Origin of the sequence: Nocardioides lacusdianchii (assembly GCF_020102855.1) — a bacterium.
Taxonomy (GTDB): Bacteria; Actinomycetota; Actinomycetes; order Propionibacteriales; family Nocardioidaceae; genus Nocardioides; species Nocardioides lacusdianchii.
The window spans coordinates 1-15,346 of the sequence record NZ_JADHZD010000028.1 but is presented as its reverse complement, the minus strand read 5'-3'; the positions used below and the strand labels follow the sequence as shown (position 1 = coordinate 15,346).

General features: G+C 66.9%; 12 protein-coding genes and 3 pseudogenes. 10 read left to right on the top strand and 5 right to left on the bottom strand.

Annotation, left to right across the window (positions count from 1 at the left end; translation table 11 throughout):
- Positions 1-80: 80 nt before the first annotated feature.
- Genes IRX98_RS21615 through IRX98_RS21590 form a run of 6 tightly spaced genes read left to right on the top strand, consistent with a single transcriptional unit; the run spans position 81 to position 6,024 of the window.
- Entirely contained in the window at positions 81-1,670 is a 1,590-nt protein-coding gene (locus IRX98_RS21615) for an AMP-binding protein (RefSeq protein ID WP_224280331.1), read from the top strand.
- Complete coding sequence (locus IRX98_RS21610) at positions 1,667-2,482, top strand: enoyl-CoA hydratase/isomerase family protein (protein ID WP_224280330.1); 816 nt, start codon at positions 1,667-1,669, stop codon at positions 2,480-2,482. The genes IRX98_RS21615 and IRX98_RS21610 overlap by 4 nt, the downstream gene beginning before the upstream one ends.
- Positions 2,479-3,615 carry an acyl-CoA dehydrogenase family protein gene (locus tag IRX98_RS21605; RefSeq protein WP_224280329.1) on the top strand — a complete coding sequence of 379 codons (1,137 nt, stop codon included), beginning with the start codon at positions 2,479-2,481 and terminating at the stop codon, positions 3,613-3,615. Before IRX98_RS21610 ends, IRX98_RS21605 begins: the two co-directional genes overlap by 4 nt.
- 37 nt (positions 3,616-3,652) lie before the next feature.
- Positions 3,653-4,423 carry an SDR family NAD(P)-dependent oxidoreductase gene (locus tag IRX98_RS21600; RefSeq protein ID WP_224280328.1) on the top strand — a complete coding sequence of 257 codons (771 nt, stop codon included), beginning with the start codon at positions 3,653-3,655 and terminating at the stop codon, positions 4,421-4,423.
- A gap of 43 nt (positions 4,424-4,466) precedes the next feature.
- Positions 4,467-4,886, top strand: a complete 420-nt coding sequence (locus tag IRX98_RS21595; RefSeq protein WP_224280326.1) for a Zn-ribbon domain-containing OB-fold protein — start codon at positions 4,467-4,469, stop codon at positions 4,884-4,886.
- Positions 4,879-6,024, top strand: coding sequence for a thiolase family protein (locus IRX98_RS21590; protein ID WP_224280324.1), 1,146 nt, complete (start codon positions 4,879-4,881; stop codon positions 6,022-6,024). Before IRX98_RS21595 ends, IRX98_RS21590 begins: the two co-directional genes overlap by 8 nt.
- 1,272 nt (positions 6,025-7,296) lie before the next feature.
- On the opposite strand, the pseudogene IRX98_RS21585 reads toward IRX98_RS21590, so the two are convergent.
- The 5 genes and pseudogenes from IRX98_RS21585 to IRX98_RS21565 all read right to left on the bottom strand — a co-directional run.
- A pseudogene (locus IRX98_RS21585) lies at positions 7,297-8,747 on the bottom strand (IS1380 family transposase).
- 31 nt (positions 8,748-8,778) lie between these two features.
- Positions 8,779-9,543 carry a group II intron maturase-specific domain-containing protein gene (locus IRX98_RS21580; protein WP_224280323.1) on the bottom strand — a complete coding sequence of 255 codons (765 nt, stop codon included), beginning with the start codon at positions 9,541-9,543 and terminating at the stop codon, positions 8,779-8,781.
- A gap of 419 nt (positions 9,544-9,962) precedes the next feature.
- On the bottom strand, positions 9,963-10,988 hold the full coding sequence (locus IRX98_RS21575; RefSeq protein WP_224280322.1) for an IS3 family transposase: 1,026 nt from the start codon (positions 10,986-10,988) through the stop codon (positions 9,963-9,965).
- Positions 10,989-10,990: 2 nt separating this feature from the next.
- The gene (locus IRX98_RS23810; protein ID WP_224280321.1) at positions 10,991-11,449 is read right to left on the bottom strand and encodes a transposase; all 459 of its coding nucleotides are present in this window, start codon (positions 11,447-11,449) and stop codon (positions 10,991-10,993) included.
- 81 nt (positions 11,450-11,530) lie between these two features.
- Positions 11,531-11,665: pseudogene (locus tag IRX98_RS21565) on the bottom strand (IS630 family transposase); the annotation flags it as partial.
- Positions 11,666-12,086: 421 nt separating this feature from the next.
- Here IRX98_RS21565 and IRX98_RS22920 point away from each other — a divergent pair.
- The 4 genes and pseudogenes from IRX98_RS22920 to IRX98_RS21545 form a co-directional block, all read left to right on the top strand.
- On the top strand, positions 12,087-12,992 hold the full coding sequence (locus IRX98_RS22920) for a tyrosine-type recombinase/integrase (protein ID WP_224280320.1): 906 nt from the start codon (positions 12,087-12,089) through the stop codon (positions 12,990-12,992).
- The gene (locus IRX98_RS21555; RefSeq protein WP_224280319.1) at positions 12,982-13,959 is read left to right on the top strand and encodes a tyrosine-type recombinase/integrase; all 978 of its coding nucleotides are present in this window, start codon (positions 12,982-12,984) and stop codon (positions 13,957-13,959) included. The genes IRX98_RS22920 and IRX98_RS21555 overlap by 11 nt, the downstream gene beginning before the upstream one ends.
- A gap of 1 nt (position 13,960) precedes the next feature.
- Positions 13,961-14,968, top strand: a complete 1,008-nt coding sequence (locus IRX98_RS21550; RefSeq protein ID WP_224280318.1) for a tyrosine-type recombinase/integrase — start codon at positions 13,961-13,963, stop codon at positions 14,966-14,968.
- A gap of 90 nt (positions 14,969-15,058) precedes the next feature.
- A pseudogene (locus tag IRX98_RS21545) lies at positions 15,059-15,208 on the top strand (IS630 family transposase); the annotation flags it as partial.
- Between the last annotated feature and the right edge of the window lie 138 nt (positions 15,209-15,346).

The window sequence follows — 15,346 nt, the reverse complement described above, 5'->3', positions numbered from 1 at the left end:
AACGAGGTCGTACTCGACCTTGACGTACGTGAAGACTTGCCTAGACTAACTGATGAGTTAATCCGGCGGAAGGCGTCAACATGGCTCACTCAGCCCCCACCATCCCGGCCGCCTCGCGCGGAGCGACGTATAGCGACCTCATCGTCGAGGCGTTTGAGCGCTTCGCGGACAACGAGGCGTTCGTGCTCGGCGAACAGCGCATGACGTTCGCCGAAGCGGCCGACTCCATGAGTCGCATACAGCAGCTGCTCGTCGACCGCGGAATTTCCCATGGGTCTGGCGTGGGGGCGCTCAGTGTCAACATCCCCGAGGTCTGGCTGACCCAGGCGGCGACCTACCTCATCGGCGGCCACTACACCGGCCTCCACCCGATGGGGTCCGTCGAGGATCACGTCTGGATCTGCGACGACGCCGAGATCGAGGTCCTCATCGTCCATCCGACATTCGCGGAGGTGGGAGCCGCTGTCGCCGAACGCTCCAAGACGGTGAAGCACCTGCTCGTGTTCGGTGAGTCCGACGCTGGGCAGGACCTGTTCGAGCTGATCGAGGGCTACGACCCGAAGCCGCTCGAGCCGGGCCCGGCCGGCCAGGAGGACCTCGCCTGGCTGCAGTACACGGGCGGGACCACCGGCACGCCGAAGGGCGTCATGCTCTCGCACCGAGCGATGGCCGAGCAGTGCAAGGCGGTGCTGACGAGCTGGCAACTCCCCGCCAAGCCCCGCTACCTGGTCGCACCGCCGATCACGCATGCCGGGGTGCTGCCGCTCTTCCCAACCCTGGCCCGCGGCGGCACGGTCATCTTGCTTCAAGGCTTCGAGCCGAAGTCCTTCGTGCAGGCGATTGAGAAGGAGCAGGCCAACTGCACCTTCGCGGTGCCGACAATGATCAACGCCCTGCTCGACCACACCACATCGGAGGACGCGGACCTGAGCTCGCTCGAGACCTTCGTTTATGGCGCAGCACCGATTTCGCCCTCCCGGCTCACCCAGGCCCTGAACCGGTTCGGGCAGAAGTTCGTCCAGTGCTATGGTCAGACTGAGTGCGTCGGCGTTACGACGAGCCTCCTACGTGAGGAGCACGACCCGGTTGGGCGTCCGGACCTGCTCAGTTCGTGCGGGCGTCCGGTCATCGGCACCACGGTGACGATCGTCGACGAAGCCGACCAGCCGGTCCCTGATGGGATTCCCGGTGAGCTCTGTGTCCGCTCGCCAGTCATCATGTCCGGCTACTGGAACCGGCCCGACTTGACCGAGGAGACTCTGCGCAATGGGTGGCTGCATACCGGGGACATGGCGATGCGTGACGAGCAGGGCTATCTCCACATCGTGGACCGCAAGAAGGACATGGTGATCTCAGGCGGGTTCAACGTCTATCCGAAGGAAGTCGAGGACGTGATCGCGGCGCATCCCGACGTCGCCGCGGTGGCGGTCGTAGGCATGCCGGACGACAAGTGGGGCGAGGCGGTCACCGCGTTCGTTGTCCCCCACGAGGGAGCCGCCATCGACAAGGCCGTGCTCAAGCGGCTCGTGCGCGACGCGAAGGGCGCGCACCAGGCGCCTAAGGAGATCCACCTCGTCGACGCGCTGCCCGCCACCCTCGTCGGGAAGATCGACAAGAAGCGTCTGCGCGCCATGGGTGCAGAGATCGGCGCCGAGGGTGGGGATCGATGAGCGCAGTGACGCAAGCCGCCGTCACTCGTATCGACAAGGGCCCCGTGGCCTGGTTGTCGCTCAACCGGGCCGAAGCGATGAACGCCCTTAGCGAGCGCGTGCTCGATGCACTTGCCGCCCATCTGGCTGACATCGAGGACGAGCGGGACGTGCGTGTCGTGGTCGTCACGGCGACGGGCCGTGCCTTCTGCGCCGGCGCAGATCTCAAGGAGGTGCTGGGCCCGGACGGCAAGGTGGATCCCGCTCGACTGCTCGCCTTCGAGAAGGGGGCGGCCGAGACCTTCGCCATGCTCGCCTCGCTGCCGAAGCCAGTCATCGCTGCGCTGAACGGGATCACGATGGCGGGTGGACTGGAGCTTGCGCTGCACTGCGATCTAGTCGTCGCCTCGGCCGACGCGCGCCTCGGCGACGGCCACATCAACTACGGCCTCCTCCCCGGCGCCGGCGGCGCAGCCCGGCTGCCACGGGTGGTCGGCCCCACCCGCGCCAAGTACCTCGCCTTCACCGGTGAGCTGGTCACTGCGAAGGAGGCGCAGGCGATGGGCCTGGTCAACGAGGTCGTCCCGGCCGACCAGCTTGTGACGCGAGCCGAAGAGCTTGCCACGACGATCGCGCGGCGCAGCCCGAGCGCGTTGCGCCTGTTCAAGCAGGCGATCGACGACGGCCTCGACCAGCCGCTCGCCAGCGCCTTGCGGCTCGAGCGACTCGTCACCGCCGAGCACCTGCACAGCGGTGACGTCGACGAGGGGCTCAGAGCCTTCGCCGAGAAGCGTGCGCCGCTGTTCAAGACGACGTCGGGAGGCACCAGATGACGGACCATGACGAGCTCGCTGACTTCCGCGACAGCGTTCGCGCGTTTGCGCGCAAATCCTTCCTCGAGGGGTATCTCGAGCGCGCTCAGGGTGCCCCCTACCCGCGAGATACCCTTATGGACCTCGGAAGGAATGGACTACTCGGCCTTTGCGTCCCCGAGGAGCAGGGAGGTCAGGGATCGGACCTGCAAGCCCTCGGCATCGCCTGCGAAGAAGTCAGCTACGCCGACGCTGCCTGCGGCTACCAGGTGTTCGCCAACAACGTCACGGCCGACCTGCTGGTCAAGTCCGCTTCGGAAGAGGCAGTCCGCCGCTGGCTCGGACCGGTGATCGCAGGGGAAGCAGTCTGTGCCATCGCACTCACCGAGCCCGGGTCCGGGTCCGACGCCCAGGCGCTGAGCGCCAAGGCCGTTCCCGTGGACGGCGGCTGGGAGCTGTCGGGTGAGAAGACCTCGATCACCCAGGGGCCCGATGCAGACCTCGCGATCATCGTCGCGCGTCAGACCGACACGGGGCGCATCAGTGCGTTCGTCGTGCCCATGGACTCACCCGGCCTGTCCCGCCAGCGCTTCGCCGACCCTGGATTCCGGCCGGTCGGCCGCGGTTCGATCGCCATGGAGGGTGTCTTCGTTCCGCACTCGCACCAACTCGGTCAGGGCGGCGAGGGGTTCGCAATGATCATGAACGAGTTCGACCTGACGCGCACCCTCATCGCGTTCATGGTCGTCGGCATCGCCCAGCGGGCCATCGACCTGACCATCGAGCACGTCAAGACCCGCACGAGCTTCGGCAAGCCGCTGAGCCACTACCAGGGCGTGACCTTCCCGATCGCCGAACACCTGACGTACCTCACTGCCATCCGAGCCCTGGCCACGTCCACGCTCGAGGCACGCAGCAACGCAAGGCCGCACACCGTCGAGGCGGCAATGCTCAAGTGGTGGGCACCCCAGGTCGGCTTCCAGGCGGTGCAGGACTGCATCGTGCTCCACGGCCATGTCGGCTGGTCGGAGGAGTTGCCGCTGCAGGCGTTGCTGCGCGACGTGTCCGGCTTCCAAATCGGTGACGGCACGCCACAGATCCAGAAGCTCATCATCGCCCGGTCCGCCATCGGCCGCGAGGTCATGGGCCGATGACCCGGCACCGAGAACCACAACGCTCCCGGGAGAAGCCGTGAAGATAGAGAACGTCGTAGCCATCGTGACCGGTGGCGCCTCCGGCCTAGGTGAGGCCGCTGCCCGCCGCCTGCTCGAGCTCGGAGCCCGGGCAGTCGCCGCGTTCGACCTCAACGACGAACGCGGAGCCGCCCTCCGCGCCGAGTTGGGGGAGCGCTACCGCTACCACAAGGTCGACGTCAGCCAGCTCGACCAGGTCGAGATGGCCGTGGCGGCCGTCGAGTCCGAGCACAGTGCCGTCCAGGTCGTGGTGAACGCCGCCGCCGTCGCCGCCCCCGCCAAGCTCCTGTCCAGCCGCGGACCGCTGCCTATGGAGGTCTTCGACAAGGGGATCAAGGTGAACCTCTACGGCCCGATCCATGTGATGCGCAGCGTGGCCCCCGGCATGGCGGCCAGCGAGCCTACCGCCGGCGGGGAACGTGGTGTCATCATCAACGTCGCGTCCGGCGCGGCGTGGGAGGGCCAGATCGGGCAGATTGCCTACAGCGCCTCCAAAGCCGCCCTCGTCGGCCTGACGATGCCGCTGTTCCGTGAGCTCGCCCAGCACGGAATCCGTGTCATGACGGTAGCGCCCGGTGCCTTCGACACGCCGATCTACGACCAGGTCCCTCCCGCCCTGAAGGCGGAGCTCGCCGCCCAGTCGCTCTTCCCACGGCGCATGGGCGAGCCCGCGGAGTTCGCGATGTTGATCGAAGAGATCGTCCGAAACCCTATGCACAACGGCCGTTCGATCCGGCTGGACGCCGGGATGATCCTCCCGCCGAGCTGACCCGTCCTCCCATGGACCGCGACCTAGAACCAGGAGCATCGACGTGACCAACCCCGTTCCCCTGCGCGAAGGACTCTTCCGCGAGACAGCGGCAGGTCCGACCCTGCTCGCGAGCTGCTGCACCGCGTGCGGCCACACGTCGTATCCGCCCGCTCCTCGCTGCCTCGACTGCGGCAGCGAAGCGCAGGAGCCCGTGGAACTCGGCTCAGACGGCGAGCTGCTCTGCGCGACCGTCGTGCACATGGGCAACCACCGCTACCCACCTGGTTACACCGTCGGCTACGTGACCATGCCCCACGGCGTGAGGGTCTTCGCCCAACTCGCGATCTCCGCCGGCGAGGACCTTCCGGCGCCCGGCACACCGATGACGCTCGAGATCGTGCCGATGTGGCGTGAGCAGGAGCAGGACGTGCTCGCCTACCGCTTCGTCCCTGCGCCCGGAAAGGAATCCGCCCATGCGTGAGGTCTTCGTCCTCGGAGTGGGACAGAGTGACTTCGGCAAAATGCCCGAGCGCAGCATCGCCGACCTGGGAGGCCAGGCCGCCCGCGCCGCGATCGCCGACGCAGGCATCAACTCCGCCCAGATACAGGCCGTCTTCTCCTCCCGGGTCTACGACGCCATGATCACCAGCCAGACCATCATGAAGGACCTCGGCGTCACCCGCGTCGAGATGGTCAACGTCGAGAACGCGTGCGCGGGTGGATCGACAGCGATCCGCAGCCTCTATAAGGACATCGCCGCCGGCTTCGTCGACCTCGGCATCGCCATCGGTGTCGAGTCGATGACCACGAGTCCGATCGCCGGGAAGCTGATCCCGCCGGACAGGGACGACCTCGACGGTCAGCTCGGACTCAGCATGCCCGTACTGTTCGCGCTTCAGGCGCAACGTCTCATGGCGACCCACGGCGCGACACCTGAGGACTTCGCCCAGGTGTCGGTCAAGGCGCATGACTTCGGTGCCCTGAACCCGCGAGCGCAGTACCAGAAGCGCTTCACCGTCGAAGAAGTACTGGCCTCCCGGATGATCGCCGACCCCATCACGCTGCTCCAGTGCTGCCCCAACACCGACGGGGCTGCCGCCGTGGTCATGGCGTCCGCCGACGTGGCGAAGAAGTACGCCGAAGCACCGGTCCGCGTCGCTGGATCAGCGCTGGTCTCGGGCGACTACGATTTCCGGCGCTCCGACATCACGACCCTCGAGCTCGGTGCGCGGGCGGCGGCCCTCGCCTACGAGCAGGCCGGTGTGGCGCCCTCCGACGTGGACGTCGTCGAGTTGCACGACGCCTTCGCGAGCGAAGAGATCGTCCACTACGAGGACCTGGGGCTGTGCGCGCGCGGTGATGGCGTGGGTCTGCTCCGCTCCGGCGCCACCTCGTTAGGCGGGCGCATCCCCGTGAACCCGAGCGGTGGGCTGCTGTCCCTCGGCCACCCGCTGGCCGCATCCGGCGTCCGGGTCGTCTGCGACATCACCGACCAGCTGCGCGGGCGCAGCGGAGCCAGCCAGGTACCTGGCGCCAAGGTCGGCCTTGCCCAGATGCTGGGTGGCGCCGCCACCGGGCTGGACGCGGCAGCCGGCAGCGTCCACATCCTGACGGTCTAGCAGGTTGGAACGTAGTTCGCGAGTTGGAGGTCGTGTTATCTGCTCGATGCGTCTCGGCGGACGGTCGTGGGGATCCCTGTCGTGTGGGCACGACGACCGGGAGGCCGCCGCGTGCTCGGTCGGCTAGCGTGTCCTTCCCAGTTCTCGATGCATGGCTCAACTCAACTGGACACTGGCTGGTGCACCCCGGGGGACTGCCCCAGGTTTGGTTGACACCCAATCATGACGCGATTCAGGGTGTGAGAGTGGGCGGTGGCTGGCCTGGGGCTGGCTGGCAGGGTGATCCCCGGCTGGTTCTCCATCGTGATCGTGAGCCCGATTCAGGCTGACCCGACGGCTCGTGTCGTCGGTGTCCTGTCTGAGACCTGTCCGATCACGGTGGTGAACCGGCCGGCCAACCGGCCCACCATGTTGGCCTGATCAGAGGCCTGTCCCACACCTCGTTCGCGCGGGGTGTGGTGACCCATCGCAGTAGTGCCGCTTAGTTACTTCGCCCCGGGATGGTCCGGCCGGTTCGACCGGCGAACGACAGTCCATCTGGCAGGAGGAACACATCGCTCATGACCATCGTCGCAGACACCTACCGATTCGTCGTCGGGGTCGACACCCACGTCGCGACCCACCACTACGCAGTGGTTGACACCAACACCGGCGGCGTCGTGGGCGACGCCGAGTTCCCCACCCACGCCAAGGGCCTGTGGGCGCCGAGGTGTATCAGAATTGGGTGCGGGAAACGCCGGGTCCTCGCGTCAGGTTGGTGGCCGAGCTGCGGCTACGAAGAGATGTGCGCCGGGGCTGTCTCGCGCTCGAGAAGTACCTCGCCTAGTGCCCCGGATTTGAAGTTCGTTGGATAAGTCGTCCGAGCTTGCCGAGGATCTGTTCGGCGGTCTTGGTCCATACGAATGGTTTGGGGTTCTCGTTCCAGGCGGTGACCCATTTGCGGATGTCGGACTCGAGGGCTTGGACGCTGCGGTGATCGGAGCGTTGGAGTAGGTCGGCGGTGACGTAGCCGAAGAACCGTCCTATGTCGCTTAGCGTGGAGTTAACCCAGGCCAAGCCGGTCCAGATTCCCCTGCTGTGGTAGGGCTCTGACCGTCACCAAGCGTCGTCGCTGTCTCCACGCTAAGCCTCGATCCACCGATGGGCCGGGTCGGGATGAGTGATCGTGGCCGTCGTGGGATGAGGGCGCGGGAGCGCGACGATTCTCCGGACCGCGGTGTCCGGGTGTTCCACTCGTGTGCTCCGGTTGCGCAGCGGTTGGCTGCGGAGTGGTCAGGTGGTCGGTGCCGGCGGTGGTCCGCAGACCCGGGTGAAGAGCTCGGTCCAGGCGGTCTCCCACGGCCAGGCCGTGGGCAGGTGCAGGGTCACTCGTCGTGCGGAGCACGCGATCCGGGCCGGGACGGCGATGAGTTTGCGGCGGATCGTGGCGGTGGTGGCCTTGGCCAATCCCGGGCCGGTGATGGTCGCGGTTGCTCGGGTCAGATTGAACGCCATCACGGCCAGCACGAGCCAGGCGGCGTTGGCGGTGAACTTGCCCGAGGGCAGGTGCGCGAGTGCGGAGTTCTTCAGTTCAGAGTGGACCTGCTCGATGATCGCGTGACCGCGGTGGGTCTTGTCCGCTGCCACGGTATCGGCCACCTCATGGGCGGTGGTGGTGAAGAAGGCGTGGAAGCGCCAAGTGTCGAACAGGGTCTCCTGCCCGTCCTTCCCTGCCGGGTTGAGGTCGGGGATTCGTCGGACCACCAGTCGGCCGGTGACCTGCTCGGACGTCTTCTTCGAGGTGAAGGCAGTGAAGGGGATCTCGGCGACCTCGGCTCGAGAGACCCAGGTCTGGGCCTGTTCGTCGAACACGGCGTCGGTGTACTCGATCGGAGTCCAGGCGTCGTCACCGATCGTGGCGATGGTGGCTTTGACGCGCTTGTCGAGGCGGACAGTGACCGAGACGTCGGCTCCGCCCTTGATCGCGGCCCCGACAGTGGCCGATCCGTAGAACGCGCTGTCGGCTCGCACCAACGGCGTGGCCGAGGACAGTGAGCCGACGGTCTTCAATGCGTCGGCGACGAGTCTGGCCGCGCCCCGCGGAGAACCACATGATCCTTTCCGCAGCCGTTGGGCCACGACCACGGGCGCACTGTCCTTCGTGCTCACGGTGGCCAGGAGCGCGTTGAGGCCGCGGACCCCGGAGTAGCCGTAGCCCGACCCCTGCTTCGCATAGCCGTGGACCTCGACGATGGTGTCGTCGATGTCGAGCATCACCCGATCGCCATTCTCATCCGGCGCAGCGATCAGCGGTGCCTGGGCAGCCAGCCGGGTGACAGCCGGGTAAGGAACCTCGATGCCACCGCGTCGAGCTGACGGACGTGGCCGAAGGTGAACGAGCGCAGGAACGAACCCAGCGTCGAGGGCGCGTAGGCGCCTGCGAAGACCCGGCCCATCCCGCCATGGCGCAGCAGCGCCATGTCGTCGATTGAGTCGGCGCCGGCGACCATCCCCGCCACCAGCGAGGTGACCTTCAGCCCGGCGTTCGCACCCTTGTCGGTCGGCACACTCAGATGGGTCTGGGCCAGCTCGCCGAGCCCGGCCGAGCGGGCCAACGAGACGACCGGGACCAGGCCGGCCGACGACACGAGATTCGGATCGTCGAACACTGCCGAGGTCGCGGGGGACGTGTGGCAAAGTTGGTCGGGTAGCCCGAGCGCATTGCTGCGCCCGGGCCCCCTCAGAACCGGACGTGCGACTTTCACCGCATCCGGCTCAAGCAAGCCCCTGAGGGCGTCGGTTCTGTTGTCGCTGGACCGTTTGCCGTTGTCGTTGCTCACGTCGTCGGCAGTCGGCGTGCATGAGGCGCGTGGTCTGATCGTCGCCGTGGACTTCTCCCAGAACGACGCTGGTCTTGCGTAGCGCCGTCGTCAGGACACGGGTCCACTGCTCCCACTCGCGTGGGGACTGCGGTCCGTGGTCGGCGTGCAGCAGCAGCGTTCCGCAGCCGGGGCAGAGTCCCCGCTGCCGAAGCAGCAGGGACGCGGTGCGCCCGCCGAGTTGCGCATGCGCTTTGCGTCGCCGCGAGGCCCAGTACCAGTCAAGGGCGGGGTCGTCGACAGACGCTGTGCCCATGACCATCTTGTGGCGAACGATCTTTGTCCAGGCGAACTGCCGCAGGTAGATGCCGCTGTCGCGGTCACCGAAGACCCACCGGTCGTTCCTGGACTGGTTGAACGTGTCGAAGTACCGGTCAACGACCCAATGTTTCGACTTGTTCGGATGGGCACGCAGTGCCCACCGGTAGAGGCGTCCCCACAGGTAATGATCGATCGCGGAGAACACCTCTTTGGAAACCACTCCCCGGTAGTAGGCGGCCCAACCCCGAATGATCGGGTTGAGCCTACGGATCACCGCAATGGCGTTGCCCCCGTTCAGGGAGCGCACCTCCGCGGCGAGCCGTTCCCGGATTCGCCTCACCGCCGCCTGGCTGGGTTTGATCAGCAGCTTCCCGTCGTAGCGACGGACGTTGAACCCCAAGAAGTCGAAGCCCCGCTCAACGTGGACGATGTGTGTCTTGTCCTCGTTGAACGCGAGCCCCCTCGGGGCCAGTCACCCAGCCAGCCGGTGCCGGACCTGTTCTGCTTGGTCCAAGGTGTGACACATGACGACGAAGTCGTCGGCGTATCGCACCAGCACCGGTGAGTCCCTTGCCACGTGCGCGCCCAGAGGGTCGCGTCGTGTGTATCGGACCCCATGTCGCTGCCGGGTGAATCCTGACCCCCTGGTGCCGCTTGAGTTCTAGTCATCGTCGCAACACTCAGCCCATGGAGTGTGTCGAGATGGCTCGTCGAGGACGTAAGCGGAATCTGGAGAAGGAGCGGTTGTATTGGGACCTTCTGGCCTCGGGGTTGGGCACGGTCGAGCGGAAGATGTCAAGGCTGGTGAGACAGTCGGGTTCAGGCGGTCTGTATGAGGGCCGCCCTCGAGGGGTCGTTGATCCACGCCGCGGCGGGTAGCTTCGGTGCTTCTGGCCGGCTGCGGGTGAACCTCTCGGGGTTCGCGGCGTAGGCCTGGTCGAGGGTGACCTGGCGTTGGGCGCGGACCTCGACGGCTGTGCCGTAGTGGACCGATGCCGGGGTGTGCAACCCGATCCCGGAGTGACGGTGTTCGTGGTTGTAGGCGAAGAAGCTCTCGCAGAACGCCCTGGCGTCCTGCAGGGACCCGAAGTTGGTCGGGAAGACCGGGGCGTACTTCAGGGTCTTGAACGCCGCCTCGGAGTAGGGGTTGTCGTTGCTGACGTGGGGTCGGGAGTGGGACCGGTCGACGCCGAGGTCCAGCAGCAGCTGCGCGACGGGTTTCGAGGTCATCGACGTGCCGCGGTCGGCGTGGATCGCATCAGGGATCCCATGCACCCCCATTGCTTCCTCGAGCATCGTCTTGGCGATCTCGGAGTCCTCGCGGGCCTGGACGGTCCAGGCCACGATGTAGCGGGAGTAGATATCGATCACGACGTAGAGGTCGTAGTAGACCCCGCGGACCTGGGTGCGGAGCTTCGTGATGTCCCACGACCAAACCTGCCCTGATCTGGTGGCGAGGAGCTCGGGCTTCTTCCTGGGTGGGTGCGTGGCCTGACGGCGGCGTTCGCCGGCCAGGTGGTTAGCGCGTAGAACCCTGTGCATGGTGGACATCGAGCACAGGTAGGTCCCCTCATCGAGCAGGGTCGCCCAGGCCTGCGCGACGGCCTTGTCCGCGAACCTCGGCTCGGTCAACACCCCCAGGACCCGCTGGCGCTCAGCCTCGGACAGTGCGTTCGGCGGCGTCGGGCGCGGTGGGCGTACGGGTGCGGGTTCGGGCCCGAACGGCAACCCCGCACGCCGCTCGGCCTCCTTCACGGCGCGGTAGTGACTGGCCCTCGAGCGGCCCAGCAACGCACACGCCATGGCCAGGCTGGTCAACGCTGCGAGCTCGTCGACCAGCGCCACGATCACCTCTTCGACCGCCTCTCGTCCACCGGGTTCACCGGGTTTACCGGGCCGGCCAGGTCCGCGCTCTCGGAGAGCGTCTCCAAGAGCGCGTGTGCTTTTCCCATCAGGTCCAGCGCCGCCTTGTGCTTGGCGAGCTCGGCCTCAGCTTTCTCCGCTCGTGCTCGTAGTCGTTCGACCTCACGGTCACGTTCGCGCTCGCGCCGGTCGCGGGTCGCCGGCGCCAGACCGGCTGCGGCACCGGCCTGCGCGGCGCGACGCCACTCGATGATGTGAGAGGAGTACAGGCCTTCACGACGCAGGACGCTCCCGCGCACACCACGCTCAGCAGCCTCGTACTCCGCAAGAATCTGCGCCTTGTACTCGGCGGTGAACCTACGCCGCTTCGGTCGATCAGCCCTGGGTCCCATGACCCCATCATCGCTACCACTGCTGGCCACATCAGCCGTCGTCATCGTCATCGTGCTCGTTCTCGCTTCTCACCCCGTGCAAGGGAAGGAACTCAGAGGAGGTGTCTCACTCAACTCTGACGCACAGGGGTCGGCGGTGTTGAACGCTGCGAACAACGTGGTGGTGCCGTGGCGGACGTAGTCGTGGGTGCGGCGCTCGGGCATCCCGGGCATCATCGGGAGCGCCGGCTGAGATCGTTGCAAGGCCTGGACCTGCGACTTCTCGTCTGATGTGAAGTCCTCGGTTATGTGAAGGTGTCGGTGTTTGCGCTGGTGGGGGCCTCGGGCGGGGTTGGTTACTTCACATAACGCGGTCTCCTTGGTTGGTCATGTCATCCGACCGAGGAGTTGATCGTTGATGTCAGTTGTCACCGAGATGGCGGCTCAAGGTGCCGCATTCATGGAGGGGGCCGGCTACTCGCCTGGCTCTATACGGAACTACCGACGCATTTGGGGCCAGTTCGGGGAGTACTGCGCCGAGAGCGGGGTTCGGCATCCGGACCGGGAGGCTGCTGCACGGTTCTGCGCGGCCGTTGGTGCGGACCGCGCTGAGCAGTGGCAGGTGTTCTGCCGCCGGGCTGTGGGCTGCTTGTTCGATGTGGTCGAGACGGGCCGGTTCGAGTTGCGGGCCGGTCGCGGAAGGATCCCGGTGCCCGAGGTCTTCACAGCGGAGTTCGAGGCATACGCATCCTCACTGGCCGGACGTGGTCTGGCCGAAGCGACTGTGCGCGGCAAGACCGGGATGCTGCGCCGGTTCCTGACGTTCCTGGTCGGACTGGGGGTACGGCAGGTGGCGGCGCTCAGCGTGCTGGACGTGTCCGCCTACGTTGGTTCGCTTGCGCCGATGGCCGCCTCCAGTCGCGCTGGCCAGTTGTACTTCCTACGTGAGTACCTGCGGTTCGCGGTCTGCGAGCACGGCGCCGATCCTGCCCTGGGCGCCATGTTTCCGGTGATCGTCACCGACAGGGACGCGGTGCTGCCCTCGGTCTACCGGCCGGGCGAGGTTGCCGGGGCGCTGGCCGAGGCCGGCAACCGGTCCGGGTCGAGCCTGCGGGACCGGGCGGTCATGCTGCTCGCCTCGCTGCTCGGGCTGCGCTCGGGGGACATCAAGGGACTGCGGTTCGACCAGATCGACTGGGCGAACCGGCGACTGTCCTTGGTCCAGCACAAGACTGGTCGACGCCTCGACCTGCCACTTCCTGATGAGTGCGCGCTGTCGATCATCGACTACTGGAAGAACGAGCGGTCAGGAGTCGAGGACCCGCACGTATTCTTGCGCCACAGGGCACCTCTGCAGCCGCCCGCGGTGGGCAACCACTTCCACCAGGTTGTGACCGGGTGCTTCGCCCGGGCAGGGATCGAGACATCCGAGCGGCACCGGGGACTGCATGCCCTACGGCATTCTGCGGCGGTCGGGATGCTCGAGTCTGGGACTGCCTATCCAGTGATCGGTGCGGTGCTGGGACACACCGACGCGAACACCACCCGCAGGTATCTGCGGGTAGACGTCGCTCACCTGCGCCCGTTGGCGCTGGAGGTGCCCGATGCCCGCTGAAATCATCCTCGACGGGGCGTTCCCGGAGCTGTTCAACGAGTACGTCGACTACAAGCGGAACCTCGGCTACGTCTACCCCGACAGTCGGCTCTACCTGGTCCGGCGTCTGTCGAGGTTCCTGGCCGGGCGGGCCACCGACGAGCGGGGGCTGACCAGGGACGCGGCCGAGGAGTTCGCCCGGCCCCGCGACGGCGAGTCCGCCGGCTCCGCCGCTGGCAGGCGGGGGATCGCCCGCCAGTTCGCCCTGTTCCTGCGATGGAAGGGAATCGAGGCATGGGTGCTGCCAGAACTCTCGCAGCCGCGCCGAGCCCGCTCGTTCGCTCCCCGGATCGTCACCGCCGAGGAGATGGCCCGGGTGATCGCGTGCGCCGACGCCCGTCCTGTGTCGCGGTGCGGGCCGCAGACGCAGCCGGTGTACGCGATGCTGGTCCGCCTGCTGTGGTGCTGCGGGCTGCGGATCGGGGAGGCAGTGTCCTTGCGGGTCGGTGACGTGGACCTGGCCCAGGGGGTGATCACCGTCCGCAAGGCCAAGCACAACCGGACCCGACTGGTGCCGATGTCGCAGTCCTTGGGGTCCTTCGCCCACCACTACGCGGTCGCTGTCGGCCTTGTCCTCGAGGATCCCGAGGCGTGGTTCTTCCCGTCCCCGCGGGGCGGGGGCTACCACCCCTGCTCAGCCACCGCGCACATTCAGCGGCTGATGCTCGAAGCAGGTGTCACCACGGCCACCGGCCGCGCTCCTCGCACCCACGACCTACGCCATTCCTATGCGGTGGCCTGCCTGGCGAAGATGCAGGCCGACGGGGTCGACATCTACGCGGCGCTACCGTTGCTGGCAACCTACATGGGACACGCCGACATCGTCTCTGCGGAGTACTACCTGCGCCTCGATCCGTCGGCCTGGGCCGGCATCGAGCAGGCCATGGCCGACACCTACGCGGGCGTGTTCCCGCACGGGACGGTGTGAGATGGCCACCGCCCGCCCGTTCGCCGACACTCTGGCCCAGTTCCTCACCATCTACCTGCCCGTCACCCGTGCCTGCTCCCGACATACCGTCGTCGCCTACCGGGACGCGTTCACGCTGTTCCTACGGTTCATGGATCAGCAGCAGGCGACCCCGCCGGACAAGGTCTCCTTCGCCGACTTCACCGCGCCAAACGTGGCGGCCTTCCTTGGCTGGCTGCGCACCGACAGGCAATGCTCCGCGGCCACCGCCAACCAGCGGCTGGCCGCGTTGAAGTCGTTCTTCCGTTACGTCCAGTCCCAGGCCCCCGAGCAGGTCACACAAGCCCGGCAGGTCCTGGGCGTCAAAGCCGCTCAGGCTCCCGAACCGGCCATCGGCTACCTGCCCGCGGAAGCGGTCGGGTTGCTGCTGGAGCACGCCGCACGTCGTCGCGGAGCGCGGGACCTGGCGTTGCTGACGACGCTCTACGACACCGGTGCCAGAGTCCAAGAGGCCTGTGATCTATCGATCAGGGACCTTCACCTCGACAAACCCGCCAGCGTCACTCTGACCGGGAAGGGCCGCAAGTCCCGCATCGTGCCCCTGACGCCGCGGGCCGCGCAGATCCTCACCCAACACGTCGGCGCGCTTCCCCACGGCCCGTCCGGGTCCGGGCCCGTGTTCACCAATAGGGCCGGAGAACAGTTGGGGCGCGCCGGCGCCGCCTACATCCTGGCCCAATGCGCACGCACCGCGCACGACGAACGCCCCGAACTCGTGCCCGAGAAGGTCACCCCTCACATGCTGCGTCACTCAAAGGCGATGCACCTGCTGGAAAACGGAGTCAATCTGATCTACATCCGCGACATCCTCGGGCACGCCTCCATCGTCACCACCGAGGTCTACGCCAAAGCCAACCCGGAGATGAAGCGCCAAGCCATCGAAGCAGCTGCCGCGCACACCCTCGGACCCAGCCGTTATGACCAGGCCTCCCGGCAAGACCTGCTCACCTGGCTCCGTCAAGCAATCTGAACCTCGCTGTTATGCGAAGAGACCAGCCCAGCCCGAGGCCCCCACCAGCGCAAACACCGACACCTTCACATAACCGAGGACTTCACATCAGACGAGAAGTCCCAGATCCAGGCCCTCGACCGGACCGTGCCGATCCTGCCGATGCAGGAAGGTCGAATCGAGCGCCGCTCGCACGACTACTACCGCCACGGCACCTCGACGCTGTTCGCCGCGCTCGACATCGCCACCGGCCAGGTCACCGCCGCACTGAACCCAGATCCACCAGCCGCGGCGAGCGTCGTGAGTGTGGCGTAGAACGAGAATGCCCTCCTGAGCAGGGAGGATGTCGATTGCGACGCCGACTTCCAACCGCTCAAGAGGAGCACCTCGTAAGTGCAA

Excerpts from the sequence above, each read along its gene's own strand:
- IRX98_RS21615 (WP_224280331.1), top strand. The coding sequence starts at position 81 with ATGGCTCACTCAGCCCCCACCATCCCGGCCGCCTCGCGCGGAGCGACG.
- IRX98_RS21610 (WP_224280330.1), top strand. The coding sequence starts at position 1,667 with ATGAGCGCAGTGACGCAAGCCGCCGTCACTCGTATCGACAAGGGCCCC.
- IRX98_RS21605 (WP_224280329.1), top strand. The coding sequence starts at position 2,479 with ATGACGGACCATGACGAGCTCGCTGACTTCCGCGACAGCGTTCGCGCG.
- IRX98_RS21590 (WP_224280324.1), top strand. The coding sequence starts at position 4,879 with ATGCGTGAGGTCTTCGTCCTCGGAGTGGGACAGAGTGACTTCGGCAAA.
- IRX98_RS23810 (WP_224280321.1), bottom strand. The coding sequence starts at position 11,449 with ATGACGATGACGACGGCTGATGTGGCCAGCAGTGGTAGCGATGATGGG.
- IRX98_RS21555 (WP_224280319.1), top strand. The coding sequence starts at position 12,982 with ATGCCCGCTGAAATCATCCTCGACGGGGCGTTCCCGGAGCTGTTCAAC.
- IRX98_RS21550 (WP_224280318.1), top strand. The coding sequence starts at position 13,961 with ATGGCCACCGCCCGCCCGTTCGCCGACACTCTGGCCCAGTTCCTCACC.